Raw genomic sequence first — 21878 nt, 5'->3', positions numbered from 1 at the left:
GGTCAGTTGGACTTCACGTCTGAGGGTTGAATCGTGTACGGGTTGGTGCTCAGGGCCCCGAAGATCCCAGCATCAGCGAGTTCCTTGAGCTGTTTCTCATCCTTGACTCCTGTGACCCAGACCTTGAGATCCGACTCGGTCCAGGTGCTCACCGCATCGGGTGCGACGGCCACCATACTGTAGCCCGACTTCTCCAAGCCCTCGGGCGAGCTCGAGGAATAGTCACCGGTGAACATCACAGCCACCTTCGCGTCGGATGCTGCCTTGGCAACCTCAGCGTCGTCGGTCCGCACGATCACCGATTCGGCAATGTCGGCCTCGGCGATCTTCTTCAGTACCGGGGTCGCCACCTCGGGCGATTCGATCAGGGGCATGAGCACAGTGGCTCCAGCCATCTCATCGACCATCTGGTCCCAGGTGATGGGTTCGCCGGGTGCGGTGTTCTTACGCGGGGGCTTGATGGTCTGGTCCAGGAACGAATCACGATCGAGTGACGGCAGGTCGTCCTTGAGCTCCATCTCCTTGGGCGCGGTCTTCGGGTCCGCGGCGACAATGGTGCCATCGCCCAGTTCCGACAGGGTCGGTGCGGGCAGGTAGCCGAACTTCGTGTTCTCGGTGAAGGCGAGTTTGGAGTTCGCCGGGTAGACCTCGGAACCGCCGTCGAGGGCGGCGACCGCAGGCTTGTTGAGCGAGTCCACGGTCAGGTGGTCCTTGCTGCCGAACATGTTGAACCCGAGCACGGCGACGACAGCGATGACGACGATGATGCCGGCCCACAGCGGTGCGTTGAATTTCTTCGGTGTCGGACGCTCGGGCACAGGAGCGCGTTCGCTCTCGAGCGTTTCATCGACAGGCTGTTCCCCGCCTGCTTGGGCCCGACTGTTCTGGTCACGTTCGCTGCGACCGTAGCGGCGTTTCTTCTTGCTCAACGGCTGCCGTCCTTCGTCGATCCGGCGCCGGTGATCAGGCCCCGAAGGAAGCCGGCGCCCCAGCACAGATGCATGGTGGGCAGAATGAGTCCGAACCAGGCACGTTCGCGTCGACCACAGTCCTTGGCCGCCGAGGCGGTCGCGAGTATTCCCGAGACGTATCCCAGGCTGGGCACGTGGACCAGAGAGGTGAAGCGGCGCAGGAATTTGGGCCAAGTCCTCGTCGTACCGGTCATCTGCAGAAGGGCTTCGATGACGCTGGCGCCCATCCCGAGAACAAGCACCGGTGGCGCGAAGTAACGTATCGAGTTCTGCGATCCGTAGCGGCGGATGAGCTCGGCGCGCCAGATCCCGGTGGCCCAGAACTGCTGGGCGATCTTCGACCAGGAATCCCGCGGCCAGTAGGTGACCTCCATGTCCGGGTTGAACCAGATTCGGCCCCCGGAGGTGCGGATCCGCAGGTTGAGTTCCCAATCCTGTCCGCGCTTGATGCCTTCATCGAACCCGCCGAGGTGGGTAAAGACCTCACGTCGGTACACACCGAGGTAGGCCGACTCGGCCTCGCCTGCTTCGTCACCGGAGTGGTAGGCAGGACCGCCGAGTCCGACCGGTGACATGTAGGCGCGGGCGACGGCCTTCTGGAAGGAGGTCCGGCCGCGGGCGAGCATGAGCCCGCCGCAGTTGGCGGCCTTGGTCCGGCGCAGGGTGTCGATAGCCTGCTTCGTGTAGTCTGTGCCCAGCCCGGAGTGGGCGTCGACGCGGATGATCACCGGGTGGTGGGTGGCGGCGATGGCGAGGTTGAGTCCGATCGGCGTGGCTGCCTGCGGATTGTCGACGGTCTGGATCCGCGAGTCCTGCGCTGCCATGTCCGCGATGATGCGGTTCGTGTCGTCGGTCGAGGGCCCGAGCGCGAGGACGATTTCCTTGTCCCCGTCATAGTCCTGGGCCAGGATCGTGGTGATCGCTTTGGCAATGTGCTCGGCCTCGTTGAGGACCGGCATGATGAAGGAGACCCCGGGGCGTTCGGCCAGGGGCGGCAGGCCCTCCGGGGTCAGGATCTCAAGAATTTTCGACACGTCTTCAATCTTCCCATATCGACCAGGACTCAGCTTCAAGGGTCCGATCAGGATCGGGGCGCTCTCGCGTTCAAAGCCCGCGTCGGACGGTTGTGTCTTCGGATGACTCTGACTGTTTGTCCCTGATCACGATGCTTTGCCGATACTGTTCGGCCGGAGCATCGAGGGTGTACTCCACGACCTCGACCTTCTGGTCTTGCAGCGCTGACAATACCTGCTCAGGTGTGACTGCGAAGTACTCACGTCGAAGATTGATTCGATTGATCCGCTCAGGCGAAAACGTGCGATGCAGCATCGCCTCGATGCCGACCGCGTCACTCGAGAAGAAGAGGGCGTGAACGTCAAACGTAAAGGGTACTGATGCGTCGCCTAGTTCGCGTACTCGGTCCATTGGGTCCAATCGTCGTGTCATGCCGATCTTGACGACGTTTTTCCCGAATGATCCGACATTGGAAATGACATAGACGTACCCGGCCCTTGTATTCGCAGCGCGATAATCGACGTCGGCGATCGAATGCTCAACATCATGTAGCTGGGACAGCGCACGCTCCAGACCTTCAGAGTCACCGCGATCGCGCATTGCATCGGCGAGGTTCTGGTAGTGCATCTGCTCTTTCAGCAAATCGGAACGTTTGGCTTTGAACTCAGCCTCCGCCTTTTTCTCTTCCCGGAGTTGCGCACGACGCTCTCGTTCAAGCTCCTTTTCCCGGGCTTTGACTTGCAGATGTCGATTGGCCAGTTCAATTTCCGACAACCTCAATCGGTGGTATTCCTCCACAATATGCAGGTCTATCATTTGACCATTGCGTTCGACCTGTTCACGAGCCTTCGACAGGCGTTTTGTACATGACTCAAGGTTTCCGGCCTTTGCCGACTTCACCGCGTTCTCCGCTTCGGCGTTATAGGCACGGAGCAAGAGCTTCGACATATTTTTGAGAAAGCGACTACCCTGACTTGTCGAATTGTTGAAGGTGAAACCGCTGGTCACCGTGGTCGCCGAATTCGACCGAACCATGCTTTTGTAGCGGGTACGGGCTTGTTCCAGATCCGCAGAAATCTGGACAGAGATCTCAGCCGGATGCTCGAAATCAAACAATCCGAATTCCTGGACCTCTGCTTCAGCTCGGATGTCAACGAGTCGCTTCTGCTCATCGGAGATGAGCCCTCGAGTCGATTCCAGCGACCTTTGCGCAGCTTCTAGTTCAGATTTGAGAGCTGTGACTTCTCTCTGATGCAATTGCTCGATCTGCTCAGTTCGATCGACGGTCTCCCGCTGCATCTGCTGAGCACTGATGACTCCGTCTATCTTGTTGTCTCGAATCCAACGATTGAGCTCATCGAGTTCTTCTTGCAGTTCCTGAGCACGTCGTTTGCCATTGAAGAGCCCGATCTTTTCGTTCGTGGCTTCCGCCGCGCCGCTGCGCTCGGGGTGGGGCTGCTCCTGCTCCTGCTCTTGGCGTGCCGGTTCTTCGGTCGGTCGAGGCCGGCCCACATTCGCTGGCTGCTGGGTATCTGTTGGTGGCCGGGCGTTCGATGGCTGTTGTGGTTGCAGTGGCTGCTGCAAGTTCGGGGGTTGCTGAGGCTGCCGTGGCTGCGCGTGAGGTGTCCACCGCACACCGTCAAACCATCTGACCATGGTGTTATTTCCCGGATCGACATACCAGCCAGGTGGGGGCACACTACTCATGCAACAATCTAAGCACAAAATCGGCCTCGGCCTTCCGCTTGGCGAAAGCTGAAGGCTGCCTCTGCCCCGATTGCCATCACATCGCGCTTGATTCCACAGGTGAGCTGTTAACAGACGAACCAATGTACCAAAATTCTGCTGATTCAGACCCTGGGATCAGGCACCGGTTCAGGTTGCACTTCAGAGCCTCTCTCTGTCGAGCTTGTTCGCGTAGGTCTGCCGGTAGTAGTCACCCAGCTGCAGCCGCGACGCGGCAGGGTCGTCGACGAGGACGGTGACGTGCGGATGCATCTGCAGCACTGTTGCCGGCCACATCGATGAGATCGAGCCTTCGACCATCTGATGAACGGCCTCTGCCTTATGGCCGCCGGTGGCGATGAGCAAGAGGTGTCGAGCCTCCATGATCGTGCCGAGGCCCTGCGTCAGGCAGTGCCTGGGCACCTGGTCGACATCGCCACCGAAGAAGCGGGCGTTGTCCACCCGCGTCTGGTCGGCCAAGGACTTGATGCGGGTACGCGAGGACAAGGACGAACCGGGCTCGTTGAAGGCCACGTGACCATCCGTGCCGATGCCGAGGATCTGCAGGTCAATTCCTCCCGCCTCGGTGATCGCACGGTCATAGTCCGACGACGCCGCAACGAGGTCCGCGGCCGTTCCGTCTGGCCCCTGCACAGCGCCTTCGCGGAAATCGACGCGAGAGACGAATTCGGCGTCGATGACATTGCGATAGCTCTGCGGGTGTGATTCTGGCAGCCCGACGTATTCGTCGAGCATGAATCCGCGGACGTTGGAAAACGTCAACCCGTTGTGTTCGTGACGTCGAACCAGTTCGTCATAGACGCTGAGCGGACTCGATCCGGTTGCCAAGCCCAGCACAGGCGCTGTTTCGCTTCCCAGAAGCCTCTCGATGGCATCCGCTACCAGCGTTGCCAGTTCCTGGTCGTCGGAGATGATGACTTCCATCGTTTCTCAGCTCTCTGTTCTCTCGGCGTCCAGGTTCCCTCGACGTCCTGGCTCTCTCGGGTTCCACGCCATTGTCCACCAAACCGGTGATGACCTGCGAGCGAATATCAGGATGCGACGGGGCCGTGGGCTCGAGACGCGGAAAGACAGTTCCTCCGCGAAGGCTCCCCTTGGCTCAGAGCCCGCGGGAGATGAGTTCCTTCATGATCTCGTTCGTGCCGCCGTAGATCTTCTGCACCCGGGCATCGGCATACATGCGGGCGATCGGGTATTCGAGCATGTACCCATATCCGCCGAATATCTGCAGGCAGCGGTCGATGACATTGGACTGCGCATCCGTCGCCCAGTACTTACCGGCCGAGGCCTGCTCGGTCGTCAGCTTTCCATCAATGTGGAGCTGAGTGAGATGGTCGACGAACGTCCTGGTGGAGAACGCCTCCGTCGCGCATTCGGCGAGGACGAACTTCGTGTTCTGGAACTTGATGATCGGCTGCCCGAATGCTTCACGCTCCTTCGCATAGGCAGTCGCCTCACGCACGGCGGCCTCGGCCGTCGTCGCACCGGCCACAGCCAGCGCTATGCGCTCCTGCGGCAGCTGCTGCATGAGCTGGATGAATCCGCGTCCTTCGACCCCGCCGAGGACGTTGTCGACGGGTACGCGCATATCTTCGAAGAACAGTTCCCTGGTGTCTTGACCGCGCTGGCCAACCTTGTCGAGGACGCGCCCGCGGGAGAATCCCGGAAGATCGGCAACCTCGGCGACGATGAGGGAGACCCCCTTGGCCCCGGCGTCCTCGCTCGTGCGGGCGACGATGACGACGATGTCGCAGTGGGTGCCGTTGGAGATGAAGGTCTTCGAGCCGTTGATGACGTACTCATCGCCATCGCGGACAGCCTTCGTCTTCACACTCTGCAGGTCCGATCCGGTGCCGGGTTCGGTCATCGCGATCGCTGCGACCAGTTCGCCTGTGGCCATGCCCGGCAGCCACCGCTTCTTCTGCTCTTCGGTGCCGAAGGCATTGATGTAGTGGGCGATGATCGTGGAGTGGACGCTGTTGCCCCAGGCCGCATCGCCGGCGAATCCCTGCTCCTGGAGGATGATCGCCTCATGGGCGAAGGTGCCGCCACCTCCACCGTATTCTTCGGGAATGGAGATGCAGAGCAGCCCCGCGTCCCCGGCCCGGTTCCACAGTTCGCGGTCGACCTGGTGGTCTTCGATGAACGTGTGCTGATTGGGCACGATCTCCTTGTTCATGAAGTTGCGCACGAGTTCGCGCAGATCGTCTGTTTCCTGTGTTTCCCAGGTACCGCGGTATCCGTCGAGAATCATTGTCACTCCTCTGTGTAGTTGGTTTGGCGTCGTTCGAGTTAAGTGGTCTGGCTCAGCGGGGCTCGCCCGCCTCGTCCTCGCGCAGCCTCGCGCTCAGTTGGGCAATGCAGTTGTCGATGTGGCCATGGTCACGGGTTCGAAGGGCAGATCGTGGGCCTGGGCGAGTTCCATCCACTCGCTGGTGGGCTTGGCCGCGAATGCCTTCTCGAGCGTGTCGTGGTCGCTGCCGACCTGCTGCGCCAGTGCTTTGGCGAAGGCCGGTTCGACGCAGCCGACTGCGATTGCTCCGTCTGCTGTGTCGTAGGTCCGGTAGAACGGGGATCCTCCGCCCAGCAGTCCTCCCGGTGAGGTGAGCCCATGACGGGCCGGGCCTGCGGCCCAGGCTGCGGCGTCATCGAGCACGACGCGCCTGACGACGCCAGTCCTCGCCCCCTCCGTCTGCGATTCACGCAGGCGCAGACCGGCCAGCGCGGCGGTCGCGGCGCTCTCGCCGCCGACGATGTCGGCGACGGGGATGGTTGGCGTGGTGCCCGGAATGAGCGTTCCGTGGGCTGCTTGGTAGGTGAGGTCGTGTCCGGGGACGTCCGCCCGATCTCCGGCGAACCCGACGATCTCGACATGGACGAGCCCATAGCGTTCGACGATGCCGGGGAGTCCGAGCCCCTGCGCAGCTCGCGGTCGCATCGCGGTGATGAGGATATCGGCATCGGCGGCGAGTTCGTCGAGCTGCCCGATCCCAGCATCGTCCTTGAGGTTGATCGTGACGACTTCGTGTCCCGCAGACAATTCTTTGTAGTACTCGGGAGCAACTTGTGCGACCGGATCGCCCGCCGGCGGCTCGACCTTGATGACCCGCGCCCCGAGGGCCGAGAGCCGCGCCGCGGCGAGAGGCCCGGGCAGATTGATCGCAAGGTTGATGACCGTCATGCCGGCCAGTGGTTCATGGTCGTTCATTGAGTTGCCTCCCGTTGCACACCGACGGATCGTTCACCGCTTTTGAACAACTGTATAATGTATTGAAAGATTGTTCAACGGATCGCATGCGAGAATTGCCGGTGACTGAGGACAAGGACGGAACGAGACTGTGACTGGTGAAATGGCGGCGACTGACGACAGCGGCTTCGAGGAAGCCGCACATGAGGACCTCACGAGTCGTGCCCGCATCCGCAATGCCGCCCTCCATCAGTTCGCGGTCAAAGGGTTCGCTGGCACGCCCTTGCGCGCCATTGCCTCCGAGGCCGGGGTCGCCATCGGCCTCATCGGCCATTATTTCGGATCGAAGGAGGGCACCCGAGAGGGGGTCGAGGCCTGGATAGTCGAGCTCTTCACCGCGGCTCTCGACCGTGCCGACACCCGGTCCACCGACGGGGTCGCAGACGTCACGATCCGCGATGCGAGCGTGGCTCAGATGCTTCAGGACAACCCCCTCGTCGTCGGTTACCTGCGCCGGCAGGTTCTGGAGCTGCCCACCGAAGGAACCCTCATCTCTCGCCTGGCATCACTGTCCCGGGAAAGCGTCGAGGCGATGCGCAACGCGGGGCAGGCCTCTTCCAGTCGCGATCGGGTAGAGCAGGTTGTGACGGTCATGGTGCGCCAACTCGGCAGGCTGTTCCTGCAGCCGCTCGTCGATCAGATCGTCGATTCGTTCCCCGAGGACGAACGCCCGGCCACGCACCCGGAACTGAAGGTCGAGATCAAGACCGCGCAATGAGCCGTGCGGCCTCATCCTCACACCGCAGGCTCCATGACCACTAGAGTGGGTCAGCAACAGATGTTGTGATCGGCAGCATACCTACACGAGCTCGGAGCAGCCATGGAAATCCTCACCGGTAGCCTCATCACTATCGTGGTCATCGTCATCGTCCTCGCCGTACTGCTGTTCGGCAAGCTGAGGACCAGCATGTTCTTCACCGTCAAGACGCAGGAGAACGTCATAGTCGAACGATTCGGCAAGTTCAAGAAGGTCGCAAAACCGGGCCTGAGCTTCAAAATGCCTCTCGTCGAAACCATCAGCAAGCCGATCTCGCTGCGCGTCCAGCAGCTCGAGGTGAATATTGAGTCGAAGACGAGTGACAACGTGTTCGTCACCGTCCCTGTGGCCGTGCAGTATGTCGTCGAGGAAGACAACGTCACCGACGCCTACTACAAGCTGGCGAATTCCGAGGAGCAGATCAGATCCTATGTCTTCGACACCGTGCGCTCCGCACTCTCGGGCCTGACCCTGGACACGGCCTTCGAATCGAAGGACGACATCGCTGAGAACGTCGAACGTCGCCTCTCGGAGTCGATGCGCCGGTACGGGTTCAAGATCGTGAGCACACTGGTCACCGACATCACCCCGGACTCCAAGGTCCGCGATTCCATGAACTCGATCAATGCCGCACAGCGCGATCGGGTGGCGGCGCAGTCCCTGGCGGAGGCCGACAAGATCAAGCGAGTCACCCAGGCTCAGGCAGAATCCGAGGCGATGCGCCTGCACGGTGAGGGTGTGGCCGCCCAGCGAAAGGCCATTGCCCAAGGCATCGCCGAACAGTACTCCAAGCTGCAAGAGGTGGGCATCGACAAAACCGCCGAGCAGCTGCTCATGATGACCCAGTACTTCGACACCATGCAGAACGTGGCCCAAGAAGGTCGCTCGAATGTGCTGTTCATGCCCTCAAATCCCGGCGGACTCGGTGAGATCGGGAGCGAGATCAGGACCGCCCTGTTCGCGGCCAATGCGTCTGAGGACGCCGCAAACACCGTGGGCCTTGAGGGCGAATCCGGCCCCCAGTCCTACGGATATGCAGTCTCGAAGACAGCAGCGAACGACGCCAAGGCGGCGAAGGATCGGGCTGCACACGGGACCAGGGCTGATCGAGAGGGTCCGACGACCCACGACTCCTGAGCCGAGCGCCTCAGAGCATCTCCTAGCCGCGGTCCTGCGACCGCGAAACGGGCGCCAGCGCGAAATATCGTGCTGGCGCCCGTTCGCATACCTGGAGGCAGCGGCCCCGGCGACGGACGCATGGAACGCCACACTCTGGCCTCGATGCTCAAGGACAGTGGAGAGCTGCTACCGAACCACACCCTGGGCGTGTGCGGCACTTTCGACGGCATCGGCAACGGCCGGTGCCACTCGAGCATCGAGGGCTCCGGGCACAATATAGTCCGGCGCCAGGTCGTCGCCGACCAGATCGGCAATGGCACGCGCCGCGGACAGCTTCATCGCGTCAGTGATGTCGGTGGCACCTGAGTCCAGCGCCCCGCGGAAGATGCCGGGGAAGGCGAGGACGTTGTTGATCTGGTTCGGGAAGTCGCTGCGGCCCGTGGCCACCACTGTCGCGTACTTCGAGGCGATGTCCGGGATGATCTCCGGGTTCGGGTTCGACAGTGCGAAGATGATCGCGTCGTCGGCCATCTGCGGCAGGTGCTCCTCGTCGATGGTGCCGCCGGAGACTCCGATGAACACGTCCGCACCGTCGAGAGCAGTGTCGATTCCACCAGAGATGCCTCCCGGGTTCGTATTCGACGCAATCCATTCCTTCGTCGCAGTCAGATCAGAGCGCTGGGAATCGATGATGCCCTTGGAGTCGAGGACGATGACATTCTCGACTCCCGCGTCCCCGAGGATCTTGGCCACGGCCACTCCGGCAGCGCCTGCGCCGGAGAGAACGACCTTGATCGATGTGAACGACTTGTCCACCACGCGCAGCGCATTCGTCAGCGCGGCGAGCACGACGATCGCGGTTCCGTGCTGATCGTCATGCATGACGGGAATGTCGAGGGCGGCTTTGACCCGCTCTTCGACTTCGAAGCAGCGCGGAGCCGAGATGTCTTCGAGGTTGACGGCGCCGAAGGAGGGGCGCAGACGCACCAGGGTCTCGACGATCTCGTCGACATCATTCGTGTCGAGGACGATCGGGATCGCGTCGAGGCCGGAGAAGCGTTTGAACAGGGCGCACTTGCCCTCCATGACCGGCAGGGAGGCCTTCGCCCCGATGTCGCCGAGCCCTAGTACGGCTGAGCCATCGGAGACGACAGCGACGAGGCGGCCCGTCCAGGTGTGGGTCCGAGCCAGTTCCGGCGTGTCCTTGATGGCGGTGCAGACCTTGGCGACACCTGGGGTGTAGGCGATCGAGAGATCGCGCTGCGTTTCCAGCGGTCGAGTGAGCTCGGCAGAGAGTTTGCCGCCCTCGTGGGCGGAGAAGATCTCCTCGTCGGTGATGGCCGGCAGCCGGGTCGGTGTGGAATCGGTCGTGGTGGAAGCATCGGGCAGTGTCGTCATAATGGATCCTCGTGGTCGTGTGACGGCAGGCTTCGCGCCGAGGCCGTCATCAGTGTTCGTCAAACCGCAGTGCCGTACCACGGGGCATATCTGGCAGCGGTCGAATCGAAGAGCAGTCACCAGCAAGGATGTGGCGGTGACGTCTGCGCAGTACGTGGATCACATCCTTTGTGAAGGACGAACCAAGGGCGCGCAGGGCAAGACCGACTCGCATAAAGGCGAGCTCTGACCTCATAGGTCACGTCGTGCAACCTCGCCAGCATAGCTCATCACCCAGGGCAGATCACCTGAAATCAACGATTTCGCCGAGGTTGCCGACCGCTCAGGTGGCATGTTTTGAAGACCTTTGACGACAATGAAGTCCTGCGCCCGGCAGGGAAGTTCTTCTGCAATCACTCAGAGGCATCGTCATCACAATGATGAGCCCCGTCATCGTCTCCACTCGCCATCTGAGGTGTCACCACTGCGGGGTCGTCGATGTGATGCCGGGCAGCGCGGACCATCGCATTCAGTGTCGCAATGACAGGCACCGCGAAGAATGCCCCGGCGATGCCGGCCATGGCTGCCCCTGCGGTCACGCCGAGGATCACCGCCAGGGGGTGGATCTTCACCCTTGAACCGGTCAGCAGCGGGTGGAGGACGTGACTTTCGATCTGCTGCACCAGGATCACGATTCCGAGCATGATCAGAGCATGGATCCACCCGTTGAACAGCAGCGCCAGCCCGACCGCGAAGACGCCGCCGACGATGGCTCCGACGAAGGGGACGAAGGCACCCAGGAACACGACGGTTGCGATGGGAACGGCCAACGGCACACCGAGGATCAGCGCGCCCACTCCGATTCCGACGGCGTCGGTGGCGGCCACCACAAGCTGGATTCTGATGAAGTTCGACAGGGTCTTCCACCCGGCTTCTCCGGCTGCTTCGATTCGCGAATGCGATTTGGCCGGCCAGATGTGCACCGCCCAGGACCAGATTCCTCTGCCGTCGATCAGCGCGAAGAGGGTCACGAACAAGACGATGAGGATGCCTTCAACGATATGGGCGGCGGTGGATCCGACCTCCGCAGCTCCCGACTGCAGACCCGCCGCATGATCTTGGAGCCATTGGCCCGAGGAAGCAATGAACTCGTTGACTTTCTGATCGGTCAATCCGAAAGGTTCGCTCGCGAGAAACTTCTGCCCGGCTTCAAGCGATACGCCCACCTGATCCTGGATTGAGGAGAGTTCGTTCTTGACCTGATAGACGATGAGGAAGATCAACCCGGCCAGGGCGCCGAGAACAATCACCCACACCGTGATCACGGCCAACCATTTCGGCCAACGATGACGCTGCAGGAACGACGACATCGGAACCAGGAGAGCGGAGAGGATCAGCCCGGCCAAGAAGGGGATGACGATCTCTGACAGCTGGAACGCGATGAAACCCGCGACGGTGAGGCCTGCGATGATCACCAGCAGATAACCAGTGAAGCGAGCGCCCACCTTCAGACCTTCAGGAATGGGATCATCTCTGTTCTTCGGAGATGGAACCTGCTCTCCTCCCGCCATAGGTCACCCACACTCCCTCATTCGATCCCAGTGGTGCCGCAGCCGCCGACGGATCAGACCTGCGAGACTGCGGAGGCCAGATTGCCCAACGACTCCTCGAGTGATTCCTGTTCGACCACAGGAAAGCTGATCGTCTTCAGAACGTCCTTGTCCGTGACCGAGCTCCAGTCATACGTCACCGAGACATTCGTTGAGTCAGGTCCCTGAGGTTCGAGCTCCCAGACCCATTCCCACCCTGCAGGCTCCTGCCCACTGTCAGCGGTCTTCCACGCCAACAGCTTGTTCTCGTCGAAGCCGACGACGTGGTTGTCCGTTCTGTAGTCGCCACCCAGTTTGTCCCAGAACATGTTCATCGTGAAGACCTGCCCGACCGCAGTGATGCGATCTGTCTTCTCATCGGATTGCACCATGCCAGAACCATCGATCTGTGCGTGTTTCTCCGGGTTGGAGAGCACATCGAAGATGGCATCCGATGACGCATCGATGATCCTCGATGCTGTGATGCTCGCATCCGTCATAGCCTTGACCTCTCATCGTGCGAAACTCGTCTTCTCGGTCCTGCCCCTGTGGCTGTGCTCAAGGTGCCGGGCCGACTATGCAATGTGGGTTTGAAGGGGCAGCGGGCCAGTCAGGTGCGGTGGTCCGAGCGATTGCCCATGATCTCGTTGCGCGGCGGCTGACGACGCTGCTGGGAGAGTTCGCCACCTTGTCGACCGCCGTATGGTCTCCCATGGTCCGCATACTCCTCCCGGAAGAACGCCAAACGCCATTTTCCGATGGTCAGGCGTGCTCCTGTACGCAGAACCCGCCCTGCTGTCGCCTCGAGCGCCGGATCCTGGGCTCCCCCGCCGATCGGTTCGCGCGGGAAGACGACATACTCGTCATCGTCATCATGTCGGATCTCTGCGTGAACCTCGGCCAGACCGGGCAGAACCAGATCGCAGCTCGGAGCAGAGCCTAGGAGTATGACATCGCTTGTGAGCTCGAAGATTCCCGGCGGGGATCCGTCCCAGACATCGGCTTCACGAGTGAAAATCAGTCGCGGGCGCCCTGCCCCCCGCGCGTAGTGAGTCGTCGTCACGGGCGAGTGGCTGCCGCGTCGGATCATTGGCAGCAGAGGCCGGAGCATCGGAGCGATTGGAGGAATCGGCAGTGTCGCTTTTTTTGAGGACCGAAGCCCCAGGGCCCTACGAACCTCAGGAGAACCCAGTCGGATATGTGACGATCCGGAGAAGATGCGCCCGATCATGCCTGCGTTCACTGCGCCGAATTCTATGATCAGACCATCAGGTCCGACGACCTGCACACGGGCGCCCTCGTCGGCCAATGAACCGGCGAAGGTCGCCAGATCCTGGAGGCGACTTCGGTCACCAGCAGGCAGGCGGGTGGGATCACTGATGTGGACTGTCAGTGTTGATCCTGCACCGGTTACGTTGATGTCGAAGGGCAGATCCCCGGCCTCCTCATCGAGAGAGATGCTGAGCTCAGCGTCGACGGTGATCATCGCAGCACCCTAGGAGATGTCAGATACGGAGTTGTCACTTGTCGTGACTCGGATAGTCCCATTGATCCGCCATGTGGCCCGGGGCGCATCGGGTCCTATGTCGCGCGGAACTTCGATGACCATGTCGTCGAAGGCATAACTGACCGTGGCTTGACGACCAGTCAGATACGACCACATCTCACGCCCGAGGTCTGACCAGTCTCCGATCGAACGAGGGTCAGGGCCCGACATCTCGTCCGTAGGTGTTTCACGCGGCGTATTGCTGTCCATGTTGAGCTCCTTCGCTCCCGGAAAAGCTTCTGCCTCCGGTGAAGCTCAACACTAGTCCTGTGATGCGATTGCCACAAGACGACTGAACCTGACCTCAAAGGGCCGCGAAGCACGCGAAACTCGCGCTCTCATACGTCGCCCCTATGACCATCACGAGAACTGACGAGTCCAAAGATGCGGGTGATGAATGAGGTTCGCCGGCGACTCGCAGTGAAGAAAGTCGCCGGCGAAAGCTCAGCCGATGCACTCAGTTCGACGGTTGACGGGTCTCCGCGCTGAGGAACCACGCCTGCTGTTCCAGTTGTCCGATGAAATCGTGGAAGATATCAGCAGTCGTCGGATCGACTTCGTCGACCTCGTCGTGGACTCCACGCATCGTGGCCACGGTCGTTTCGACGGCGCGCACCGCGAGGTCGATCGCGTCGTGGGTGTGCACCTCCCCGGCGGGGAATTCCGGAAGTGCGGTCTGTTCGGCGACGACTGCAGGACGGCCGTCTGCTGTGGCATGGAGCGCACGCATCCGCTCAGCGATAGTGTCGGCGCCTTCACGGGCGATGCTCACCACCTCGTCGAGGTTGAGGTGCAGGTCCCGGAAGTTGGGCCCCACGACGTTCCAGTGGGCTTGTTTTCCGACGAGCTGCAGGGCGATGAAATCGACCAGCACGGTCTGAAGGTTCTTGGCCAACGACGGTGATGCCTCGAATCCGTGCTCGGCATTCTCGGTCTTCGTGGTCTTGGCTCCTGCAGACTGCGGGACTCCTACGGTGTCAACCATGACTGGTTCCTCCTAGAATTTCGAAGAAGGGAGCCAGCAATGACTCCCTGTTTCTTCAGGGTATCGGATGCCTCAGGACTATCAACCCCCTAAAAGCACGCACTGCTACTTCCGGCGCTCGGTCTCCCTGGCTTCTCGCGCCGAAGCCACATCGTCGACGATGACGACGATGTGGCGCAGGCCCGTGATGAGGGAGCCGTAGAGCGGCCAGGATGCCTTCGGCAGCAGCTGGTCGTCGGAGAGGTCGACGGCCAGCTTCTCCAACCGATCGTAGACCGGTTCAACCTCTGCGTCAGGATCGGCGATGGAGCGCCCGGCGTCGGCAACGATCTCCGTCCACTGCTCGCGGAACCGAGTGTCCCATTCGCCTTCGGCATAACTGGCCTCGCGCAGGGTCCGCGCCAGGTTCCGCAGATGGGAGATCCCTTCATCGACCCTCTTCAGAATGCTCTCGTAGCTCTCTGGCTCCGCGGGACCGGCGTTCACCTGGTGCCCCCGGTGAGAACTGCGCGGAAGTACGATGCGCGGGTTGATACGGCGGCTCTCTCGGGCGAAGCGCACCGACTGCCATGCCGAATTCAGCTCCTGGCTCATCGATTCGGTCTCGTTGAACCAGTTCTCTGCCTGGTCGGTGTTCCATGACTGGCTGAACTCAGTCGCCATGTCGCTGAGAACATCACCCATCTGCCGGTTGATGCTGTCGATGTAGCGCACGGCCTGCTGGTCGCGCACCGGCGGAATGACGATGAGGTTGACCGCGAGTCCGACTGCCACACCGAGAATAAGCTCGAGCAGCCGGTCTGTGAGCAGCGGCTGCTGGGAGTCGAAGCCAGAGCCGAGGATGAAGATCGCTGTCGTGGCTATCGCCACACCTTCATCCCGAATCCAGGTCAGGCGGGCTCCGGCCAAACCCACGAACAGCGCCAGCGCAAACGTCCAGAGGCTCACGCCCAGGAAGTTGCCGATGAGAAAGGAGATTCCCACCCCGATCGTCGAAGCCACCGTCGACTGGACTCCCCGCGAGAGCGACCGATACACCGTGGCGTGAACCGTCAGCAACGCCGTCCATGGCGCCAGGAAGGCCATCTCGGATTTGAGCACAGCGGTTGAGAGCCACCATGCAAGCGTGGCCGCAAGCACACTCTTGACGACCTGGAGCAGGTCGGTGAGGAACTCCGGGCGGCGGATGAAGTCCTTGATCCGCTGTGAAATGCTGTGGGCCACTGTGCTCTCTCCTCTGCTGGACAACTCAGAGCCGGTGTGTCCCGCACACATGCCCGCAGGAGAGCAGCCAGCCCAACGATGCCCATCGTGACATATCGCGGTCTCGGCTGCGTCGTCTGCCCGAACCCGCAGTGATTCGCAGTGCCCGCGAGTGCCGATCACCAGCAGACGCGCCGAGGCTGCCTGCCAGACCGGCAGCGTGGCGAAGAGCCGCGACCCCGTCGACCCCGACCAGGATGGTCTGTGATGAGTTCTAGGCCCGCAGGAGTGATCTGCTTTCAGCCGGCTGGGTGGACGAGCACGATGCCGGCCAGGGCGATGCCCGCGACGAGGATGGTCGACAGTGAGGCGAGGACGAAGGGTCGGAGTCCGACCCGGATGAGGTTGCGGATCTTGACTCCGCAACCGAGGCCGAACATCGCAGCGGCCAGCAGGGCGGTCTGGATGAAGTGTCCCGTCGACAGCACCACCTCGGGCAGATCGACGCTCGAGCGCAGGATGACCAACGCGAGGAAGGCGATGATGAACAGCGGCACGATGGGTGGACGTGTGCCGGTGTCGGTCCCCTCGGACTTGGTCTTGCGTCGCTGCATGAGGCTGAGAACGGCGACGACCGGAGCCAGCATGAGGACTCGGGCGAGCTTGACGATGACGGCCACCGCAAGTGCTCCGCCGCCGATGACACCGCCGGCCGCGACGACCTGAGCGATCTCATGGATCGAGCCTCCGGCCCACAGTCCGTTGAGCTCGGCGCTCAATCCGAGCGCTCCCCCGACGAGTGGAACGAGGGGGATCATCAGGGTGCCGAAGATGACGACGAGCGCGACTGCGGTCACGACGTCCTCTTCATCGGAATCGGTGACGCCTTCCACACCTGCCACCGCGGCGGCACCGCAGATGGAGAATCCGCAGGCGATGAGCAGGGTCTGGCCCGACCGCATCTTCAGCAGCTTGCCGAGAAGCACGGTGCCGAAGATCCCGCCCGCGACGATGCAGATGATGACAATGAGCATCGGGGCCCCCAGCGACACGATGTCACCGAGGACGAGCTGGAGACCGAGGAACACGATGCCCACCCGCAGGAGCTTCTTCGAGGCGAAGGTGATGCCGGGAGACGTGGCTTCGGGCAGTCGCACGAGGTTGGTCGTGAGGATGCCGAGGACGATCGCGACGATGAGTGGGCTGAGCCCGGTGAAGAAGTGGTTGACGCCCATCGCGATGGCGACGGCAACGAGGCAGACCCCCAAGCCCGGTGCATAGGTGCGGAGAATATGCGGCGGCGCTGAGGTCTCTGCGCTGGGATGATCGGTGCGTGTGCTCATATCAACAGATTCTCATCTGACGCACAGTCTGAGTAGACGTTGCTCGACTATGGGGGCATATGATTGGCATATGCCCCCATCGTTTCCCGATCTGCCGACGCTCGAGCTCTTCGTCGCCATCGCCGAGGCGGGCAGCATCGGCAGCGGTGCCAGGCGGGTCGGTATGGCTCAGCCGAATGCCAGCAAGCTGATGCGGCAGCTCGAAGCGGCGGCGGGAACCACGCTGCTCCAGCGCGGACCTCGGGGATCACAGCTCACGGCCCGCGGTGCGACCGTCCTGACCGCGGCGCAGGCGCTGCTCGCTCAGGCTCATGCCTTCGATTCGACTCTCCGGGCCGACGACGACCGCCGCGTCGAAGACATCCGAGTGGCCGCGAGCATGACCGTGGCCGAAAGCCTCCTGCCTCGCTGGATGGCGCAGTGGCGACGCGAGGTCCCCCAGGCCCGGACCACGCTCGAGGTGCTCAATTCGAGTGAGGTCATCGCGAAGATCAAACTCTCTGAGATCGACCTGGGGTTCGTCGAGACCCCCCCAACTGCCGGTCGGCATCAATGCCAGCGTCGTCGCCGAGGACGAACTCGTCGTCATCGTCTCCTCTGACCACCCGTGGGCAGAGCTCAGCGGCAGACTCAGCCTCGAAGAATTGGCACGCACCCCACTCATCGTGCGTGAACGCGGCTCGGGAACCCGGGAGGCTCTCGAGCAGATGCTCGTCGGCTGCGATCCCGTTCCGCCTGCCCAGGTGCTGCACAGCAACACTGCGGTGCGCACAGGCGTGGCCTCCGGAGCGGGTCCCGCGGTGCTCAGTCAGCTTGCTGTGGCCAGCCAACTGGCCACAGGCGAGGTGCTGCAGGTGCCTCTCGACATCACCGTGCCCCGGCGCCCGCTGACCGCGGTGTGGTCCGGAGCCAGAATCCCCGTGGGAGCACTCGCCGAGCTCGTCGAGATCGCGGCCCGGTGAGACCTCTGTCGACTGCTGTGCAGAGTGCAAGTTCTGCCGTCGCACCCGACGTCAGCGTGCAGAAATCGAGACAGAACGCCTCAGAGGCAGCACCAGTTGTCTTTCTGCCTTCACCAATGCGGTTTGTGTCTTCCCGATGTGGAGTCTCAACCTAGTCAGCTGTCGCAGTCGACGATCATGCGGCCCTGATTGCCGCCGGAAAGCAGTGAGGCGAAGGCCTCGGGGGTCTGGCTGAAGCCCGTGTTGAGTGTGTGCAGGCTGCGGACCTTTCCCTCACTCAGCCAACTGGCAACGGCCGCTTCGTAGTCCTGGCGCAGGTCCTCGTTCGAACTCACGTCGAAGCCGCGCATGGTCAGCTGCCCGAAGATCATTCGCTGGTAGTTCGCCGGTCCTTGGCGGTCACTGCCTTTCCCGTATTGTGAGGCGGCCCCGCAGATCACGATGCGTCCGCGGAAGCGCAGTGCCTCCAGTGCGGCTTCCAACTGTTCTCCGCCTACATTGTCATAGAACAGATCGATTCCATCCGGTGCGGCCTGCCGAAGCAGATCCAGTGCCGGCCCATCATGGTGGTTGATGGCCGCATCGACTCCCAACTCGCGCAGAAGTCTGACCTTTTCGGCTGTGCCGGCACTGCCGATGACTGTGGCTCCGACGGCCTTGGCGAACTGGACGGCGCAGCTGCCCACTCCTCCCGCAGCTCCGGACACATAGACGATGTCTTCGGCTCGCAGATCACCGAAACGTCTCAACCCTGTGTATGCGGTGAAGCCGACATGTCCGAGCACCGTCAGGTGCGTTTCCAGTGGAACATCGGCCTCGGATGCAGGGATGCGGCGCAGCTGCGGCGCATCGGTGACGTCGATGCTGCGCCACTGCGTCTTCCCAACGGCGAGGTCGCCTGGTTCAAATGACTGGCTGCGGGATTCGAGGATCTCCATCACGCCGTCGCTGCCTGGCACATCTCCCGGATTGATGCCCGGCCCATAGGTGGTGTCCGGGCCACCGATCCGGTTGGCGAGCCCGGCGTTGAGCCCCAGCCTGCGCAGCCGCACCTTCACTTGACCGTCACGCAGCTCCGGGACGGCCACCGGTTCGACCCTGAAGTTCTTCGCCTCGATGCCGCCGTCAGGGTAGCTGGCCAGCTGTACTTCGTATGCGTCCATGGCCACAGCCTATGCCTCACCGGAAGCCCCGTTCGCTTGGCCGCGGGGACTGCTGCCGGAGCCGCTGCGGGAGAAGTCCTGTACACGCAGGCCTGAAACCGCGTCCGCCGAGGAGGGGCGAGTAGTCTCGGATGATGGTGAAGTATCGGTGGACCGCAGATGATATGCCCTCCCTGGAGGGTCGTACGGTGGTCGTCACCGGCGCCAGCAGTGGAGTCGGCGCGGCGACCGCGGCGGCGTTCACGAGGGCCGGAGCGCATGTCATCTTGGCCGTACGTGACACGCAACGCGGGCAGGCAGCCGCTCGGTCCCTGGATGGGAGCACCGAGGTGAGAGAACTCGACCTCGCCGACCTGTCCTCGATCAGATCGTTCACACAGGCCTGGCACGCTCCGCTCGACATTCTCGTCAACAATGCCGGAGTGGCAGGGCTTCGTGGGGCTCGGACCAAGGACGGATTCGATCTGCAGTTCGGCACCAACCACCTGGGCCACTTCGCTCTGACAAATCTCCTCCTGCCCCACCTCACCGATCGGGTGGTCACGGTAGCCTCCGGCGCGCACAGAGCAGGCGAGATCCATTTCGACGATTTGGCCCTGCGCCAGCGCAGGTACGGATTCGCTGCGTCCTACGGCCAGTCGAAGCTGGCCAATCTGCTCTTCACCCTCGAGCTCGAACGTCGTCTGCGGCAGGCCGGTTCGAGCGTTCGCTCCTTGGCTTCCCACCCCGGCTATGCGGCGACGAAGCTCGGCACCCAGGGGCAACCGCGAGTTCTCGTCGCCGCGGCGACGGCCGCGGGGCGACTCTTCGCTCAAACCAGTGAGCACGCGGCACTGCCCACGTTGTATGCGTCGACCCATGATCTCCCGGGAGCCAGCTACATCGGCCCGGACGGACGCGGTGAACTCCGTGGCTCCCCCACCCTGGTCGGCCGGTCGGCGGAAGCCAGTGACCTCACCGTGGCCCGCCGGCTATGGGAAGTCTCCGAAGAACTCACAGGTATCGGCTTCGGCCTCGACGTGGAATAGGCTCCGCCGACGCGTACTCCAACAGTTCATCTGACGGTTGCCGCAGTCCTGTCCACGTGTTCAACCTGGTCATCAACCGCGTCCGCCTCGGTGGTCAGGTCACGCCCTCGGGTCTCCGGCGCGAAGTAGGCACCCAGCAGTCCGCAGCCGGCGAACAGGATGAGCACCACCGCGACAGGCCACCAGGAGTCTGTGATCACGGCGACAAGACCCGCCGCGATGACTGGGGCCAGCCCGCCGGAGACGACGGAGCCGATCTCCTTGATCGTGGTCATGAAGGTGTACCGGTGTGTGGATCCGAAGAGTTCGACCAACCAGCTTGATTCGACTCCGTACATATTCGGCAGTGGACCACCGACGAAGATGGCGAAGACGCAGGCGATGAGGACCGGGCTGCCGGTGTCGATGAGCAGCATGGCCGGCACGGCGAAGAGGATCTGGAAGACGGTGAAGGCCAAGAAGACCGGTCGCCGGCCCACCTTGTCGCTGAGCTTGCCGAAGAATGGCACGGTGGCGAAGCCGATGATGGTTCCGATCATGATCCCCGTGGTGACAACAGAGGAGTCCGTGCCGGTCGTGGTCACGACCCAACCCACCATGAAGCCCTTGACCAGGTACACCGCGGAGTTCTCTCCCATCCGAATGCCGAGGGCGAGCAGGAACGACTTCGTCGAACGCCTGGCCTCGACCAGGATGCTCGGCTGCTCCACCTCGGCAGCGCTGAGAGCGGCACGCCGTTCCTTGGCTTCCTCGAACACGGGAGATTCCTTGACCTTGGTGCGAATGGCCAGCGCCACGAAGGTCGTGATGATGCTGAGCAGGAACGGAACTCGCCAGCCCCAGCTGAGGAAGTCATCATCGGGCAGCAGCGTCAGCAGTGTCCACAGCACCGTGGCCAGGAAGATTCCGCTGTTGGTGCCCATCGCGACGATGGCCCCGAAGAGTCCGCGCCGTCGAACCGGTGCCGATTCGACGAGGAGCACAGAGGCTCCTGCCAGTTCGGCTCCGGCTCCGAATCCCTGGACGAGGCGCAGCACGACCAGGAAGGCCGGGGCCCAGACTCCGATCTGAGCATAGGTGGGCAGGAGCCCGATTCCCATGGTGGCAATGCCCATCATGGACAGGGTGGTGATGAGGACGATTCGACGCCCGTGTTTGTCACCGACGCGTCCGAAGATGTACCCGCCGATCGGTCGGACGACGAACCCTGACCCATAGACGCCGAGGCTGGCGATCAGTGCAACGGCAGGCGTTTCGTTGGGAAAGAAGAGCGGTCCGAAGACCAAAGCCGAGGCCAGGGTGTAGAGGGTGAAATCCATGTACTCCAGCGAGCTGCCCAGCCATGACGACCATGCGGCGGTCAAGTCCCTTTTCGTGGTGTTCTTCGGTAGTTCCTTTAACTTGGTATTAAGCAGCGGGGTCGGGCTACGAATCACGCGGTCAGTGGCATCACCACCCCGACCGGGTCGACCTCGGCCTGCCCATGCAACACCGTCACGAGTTTGCGCATCGAGATCTCCGACAAATAGCGTCGCTCACCGTACTGCCATTCCTCGTGCTGCTCCTGCAACACGGCCCCGATCAACCGAGTCACCGACTCCCGGTTCGGAAAGATCTGAACGACATCAGCACGGCGTTTGATCTCCCGGTTCAACCGCTCGATCGGGTTATTCGACCAGATCTTCTGCCAATGCTCCCGCGGCATAGACGCGAACGCCGTCAAGTCCGGTAGCGCAGCATCGAGCATGTCGGCGATGGCGGGAAACGACGCCCGCAGACTCTCAGCGACTTGCTTGTACTGGGCAATGACGGACTCGGCTGTGGTCTG

22 protein-coding genes and 1 pseudogene are annotated in these 21878 nt (G+C 62.2%); 5 read left to right on the top strand and 18 right to left on the bottom strand.

The features are described 5' to 3' along the window. Positions 1–2 precede the first annotated feature (2 nt). The 7 genes and pseudogenes from BANT918_RS14465 to BANT918_RS14440 form a co-directional block, all read right to left on the bottom strand. Positions 3–929 (bottom strand): hypothetical protein, encoded by a 927-nt coding sequence (locus BANT918_RS14465; RefSeq protein ID WP_101620921.1) that lies wholly within the window; start codon positions 927–929, stop codon positions 3–5. Beyond that, positions 926–2005 (bottom strand): glycosyltransferase family 2 protein, encoded by a 1080-nt coding sequence (locus tag BANT918_RS14460; RefSeq protein ID WP_101620920.1) that lies wholly within the window; start codon positions 2003–2005, stop codon positions 926–928. The genes BANT918_RS14465 and BANT918_RS14460 overlap by 4 nt, the downstream gene beginning before the upstream one ends. A gap of 70 nt (positions 2006–2075) precedes the next feature. After that, positions 2076–3569: a DUF4041 domain-containing protein gene (locus tag BANT918_RS14455; RefSeq protein WP_418904423.1), complete on the bottom strand. Its 1494-nt coding sequence runs from the start codon at positions 3567–3569 to the stop codon at positions 2076–2078. A gap of 18 nt (positions 3570–3587) precedes the next feature. After that, positions 3588–3692 (bottom strand): annotated as a pseudogene (locus tag BANT918_RS18165) (DUF2510 domain-containing protein); the annotation flags it as partial. Between the two features lie 180 nt (positions 3693–3872). Beyond that, entirely contained in the window at positions 3873–4655 is a 783-nt protein-coding gene (nagB, locus tag BANT918_RS14450; protein ID WP_101620918.1) for a glucosamine-6-phosphate deaminase, read from the bottom strand. A gap of 175 nt (positions 4656–4830) precedes the next feature. Beyond that, positions 4831–5985, bottom strand: a complete 1155-nt coding sequence (locus tag BANT918_RS14445) for an acyl-CoA dehydrogenase family protein (protein ID WP_101620917.1) — start codon at positions 5983–5985, stop codon at positions 4831–4833. 93 nt (positions 5986–6078) lie between these two features. Next, positions 6079–6939: a CoA transferase gene (locus BANT918_RS14440; RefSeq protein WP_101620916.1), complete on the bottom strand. Its 861-nt coding sequence runs from the start codon at positions 6937–6939 to the stop codon at positions 6079–6081. A 130-nt stretch (positions 6940–7069) separates the two neighbouring features. Between BANT918_RS14440 and BANT918_RS14435 the strand changes: the two genes are divergently transcribed. Together BANT918_RS14435 and BANT918_RS14430 are read left to right on the top strand one after the other, a co-directional pair. Beyond that, positions 7070–7696: a TetR/AcrR family transcriptional regulator gene (locus tag BANT918_RS14435; protein WP_233430524.1), complete on the top strand. Its 627-nt coding sequence runs from the start codon at positions 7070–7072 to the stop codon at positions 7694–7696. Positions 7697–7798: 102 nt separating this feature from the next. After that, on the top strand, positions 7799–8872 hold the full coding sequence (locus tag BANT918_RS14430) for an SPFH domain-containing protein (RefSeq protein ID WP_233429457.1): 1074 nt from the start codon (positions 7799–7801) through the stop codon (positions 8870–8872). A gap of 168 nt (positions 8873–9040) precedes the next feature. Here the strand turns inward: BANT918_RS14430 and BANT918_RS14425 are convergent, their stop codons facing one another. The 8 genes from BANT918_RS14425 to BANT918_RS14390 all read right to left on the bottom strand — a co-directional run bounded on the left by BANT918_RS14425 (position 9041) and on the right by BANT918_RS14390 (position 16897). Beyond that, complete coding sequence (locus BANT918_RS14425; RefSeq protein WP_101620914.1) at positions 9041–10252, bottom strand: NAD(P)-dependent malic enzyme; 1212 nt, start codon at positions 10250–10252, stop codon at positions 9041–9043. Positions 10253–10644: 392 nt separating this feature from the next. Continuing rightward, complete coding sequence (locus BANT918_RS14420; RefSeq protein WP_167389486.1) at positions 10645–11736, bottom strand: AI-2E family transporter; 1092 nt, start codon at positions 11734–11736, stop codon at positions 10645–10647. A gap of 119 nt (positions 11737–11855) precedes the next feature. Beyond that, entirely contained in the window at positions 11856–12320 is a 465-nt protein-coding gene (locus tag BANT918_RS14415) for an SRPBCC family protein (RefSeq protein WP_101620912.1), read from the bottom strand. Between the two features lie 110 nt (positions 12321–12430). Beyond that, positions 12431–13306 (bottom strand): FHA domain-containing protein, encoded by an 876-nt coding sequence (locus BANT918_RS17825; protein ID WP_233429458.1) that lies wholly within the window; start codon positions 13304–13306, stop codon positions 12431–12433. A gap of 9 nt (positions 13307–13315) precedes the next feature. Further along, positions 13316–13576 (bottom strand): hypothetical protein, encoded by a 261-nt coding sequence (locus BANT918_RS14405; protein ID WP_233429459.1) that lies wholly within the window; start codon positions 13574–13576, stop codon positions 13316–13318. A 247-nt stretch (positions 13577–13823) separates the two neighbouring features. Continuing rightward, positions 13824–14351 carry a Dps family protein gene (locus tag BANT918_RS14400; RefSeq protein WP_101620911.1) on the bottom strand — a complete coding sequence of 176 codons (528 nt, stop codon included), beginning with the start codon at positions 14349–14351 and terminating at the stop codon, positions 13824–13826. Between the two features lie 105 nt (positions 14352–14456). Continuing rightward, the gene (locus BANT918_RS14395) at positions 14457–15575 is read right to left on the bottom strand and encodes an FUSC family protein (protein ID WP_233430522.1); all 1119 of its coding nucleotides are present in this window, start codon (positions 15573–15575) and stop codon (positions 14457–14459) included. A gap of 278 nt (positions 15576–15853) precedes the next feature. Further along, positions 15854–16897 carry a YeiH family protein gene (locus BANT918_RS14390; RefSeq protein ID WP_101620909.1) on the bottom strand — a complete coding sequence of 348 codons (1044 nt, stop codon included), beginning with the start codon at positions 16895–16897 and terminating at the stop codon, positions 15854–15856. Positions 16898–16967: 70 nt separating this feature from the next. On the opposite strand from BANT918_RS14390, the gene BANT918_RS17820 reads away from it, so the two are divergent. Together BANT918_RS17820 and BANT918_RS17815 are read left to right on the top strand one after the other, a co-directional pair. Continuing rightward, positions 16968–17498, top strand: a complete 531-nt coding sequence (locus BANT918_RS17820; RefSeq protein ID WP_233430521.1) for a LysR family transcriptional regulator — start codon at positions 16968–16970, stop codon at positions 17496–17498. Then, the gene (locus BANT918_RS17815; RefSeq protein ID WP_233430528.1) at positions 17398–17859 is read left to right on the top strand and encodes a LysR substrate-binding domain-containing protein; all 462 of its coding nucleotides are present in this window, start codon (positions 17398–17400) and stop codon (positions 17857–17859) included. The genes BANT918_RS17820 and BANT918_RS17815 overlap by 101 nt, the downstream gene beginning before the upstream one ends. 155 nt (positions 17860–18014) lie before the next feature. On the opposite strand, the gene BANT918_RS14380 is transcribed toward BANT918_RS17815, so the two are convergent. Next, complete coding sequence (locus BANT918_RS14380; protein WP_101620908.1) at positions 18015–19022, bottom strand: MDR family NADP-dependent oxidoreductase; 1008 nt, start codon at positions 19020–19022, stop codon at positions 18015–18017. A 131-nt stretch (positions 19023–19153) separates the two neighbouring features. Here BANT918_RS14380 and BANT918_RS14375 point away from each other — a divergent pair, with 131 nt between their 5' ends. Continuing rightward, positions 19154–20050: an oxidoreductase gene (locus tag BANT918_RS14375; protein WP_101620907.1), complete on the top strand. Its 897-nt coding sequence runs from the start codon at positions 19154–19156 to the stop codon at positions 20048–20050. A gap of 26 nt (positions 20051–20076) precedes the next feature. Here BANT918_RS14375 and BANT918_RS14370 read toward each other — a convergent pair whose 3' ends face one another. Both BANT918_RS14370 and BANT918_RS14365 read right to left on the bottom strand, forming a co-directional pair. Then, positions 20077–21369 (bottom strand): MFS transporter, encoded by a 1293-nt coding sequence (locus tag BANT918_RS14370; protein ID WP_233430519.1) that lies wholly within the window; start codon positions 21367–21369, stop codon positions 20077–20079. Between the two features lie 113 nt (positions 21370–21482). Further along, a partial coding sequence (locus BANT918_RS14365; RefSeq protein WP_208618124.1) for a transposase occupies positions 21483–21878 on the bottom strand: 396 nt, incomplete at its 5' end.

This window comes from Brevibacterium antiquum CNRZ 918, from assembly GCF_900169145.1.
GTDB classification, from domain to species: domain Bacteria; phylum Actinomycetota; class Actinomycetes; order Actinomycetales; family Brevibacteriaceae; genus Brevibacterium; species Brevibacterium koreense.
This window is presented reverse-complemented; position numbering and strand designations above follow the sequence as displayed.

Coding starts and splice junctions, on each gene's coding strand:
- BANT918_RS14425 (WP_101620914.1), bottom strand. CDS start 10,252: ATGACGACACTGCCCGATGCTTCCACCACGACCGATTCCACACCGACC.
- BANT918_RS14430 (WP_233429457.1), top strand. CDS start 7,799: ATGGAAATCCTCACCGGTAGCCTCATCACTATCGTGGTCATCGTCATC.
- BANT918_RS14380 (WP_101620908.1), bottom strand. CDS start 19,022: ATGGACGCATACGAAGTACAGCTGGCCAGCTACCCTGACGGCGGCATC.
- BANT918_RS14405 (WP_233429459.1), bottom strand. CDS start 13,576: ATGGACAGCAATACGCCGCGTGAAACACCTACGGACGAGATGTCGGGC.
- BANT918_RS14370 (WP_233430519.1), bottom strand. CDS start 21,369: ATGGATTTCACCCTCTACACCCTGGCCTCGGCTTTGGTCTTCGGACCG.
- BANT918_RS14440 (WP_101620916.1), bottom strand. CDS start 6,939: ATGAACGACCATGAACCACTGGCCGGCATGACGGTCATCAACCTTGCG.
- BANT918_RS14415 (WP_101620912.1), bottom strand. CDS start 12,320: ATGACGGATGCGAGCATCACAGCATCGAGGATCATCGATGCGTCATCG.
- nagB (WP_101620918.1), bottom strand. CDS start 4,655: ATGGAAGTCATCATCTCCGACGACCAGGAACTGGCAACGCTGGTAGCG.
- BANT918_RS14375 (WP_101620907.1), top strand. CDS start 19,154: ATGATGGTGAAGTATCGGTGGACCGCAGATGATATGCCCTCCCTGGAG.
- BANT918_RS14445 (WP_101620917.1), bottom strand. CDS start 5,985: ATGATTCTCGACGGATACCGCGGTACCTGGGAAACACAGGAAACAGAC.
- BANT918_RS14400 (WP_101620911.1), bottom strand. CDS start 14,351: ATGGTTGACACCGTAGGAGTCCCGCAGTCTGCAGGAGCCAAGACCACG.
- BANT918_RS14390 (WP_101620909.1), bottom strand. CDS start 16,897: ATGAGCACACGCACCGATCATCCCAGCGCAGAGACCTCAGCGCCGCCG.
- BANT918_RS17820 (WP_233430521.1), top strand. CDS start 16,968: ATGCCCCCATCGTTTCCCGATCTGCCGACGCTCGAGCTCTTCGTCGCC.
- BANT918_RS17825 (WP_233429458.1), bottom strand. CDS start 13,306: ATGATCACCGTCGACGCTGAGCTCAGCATCTCTCTCGATGAGGAGGCC.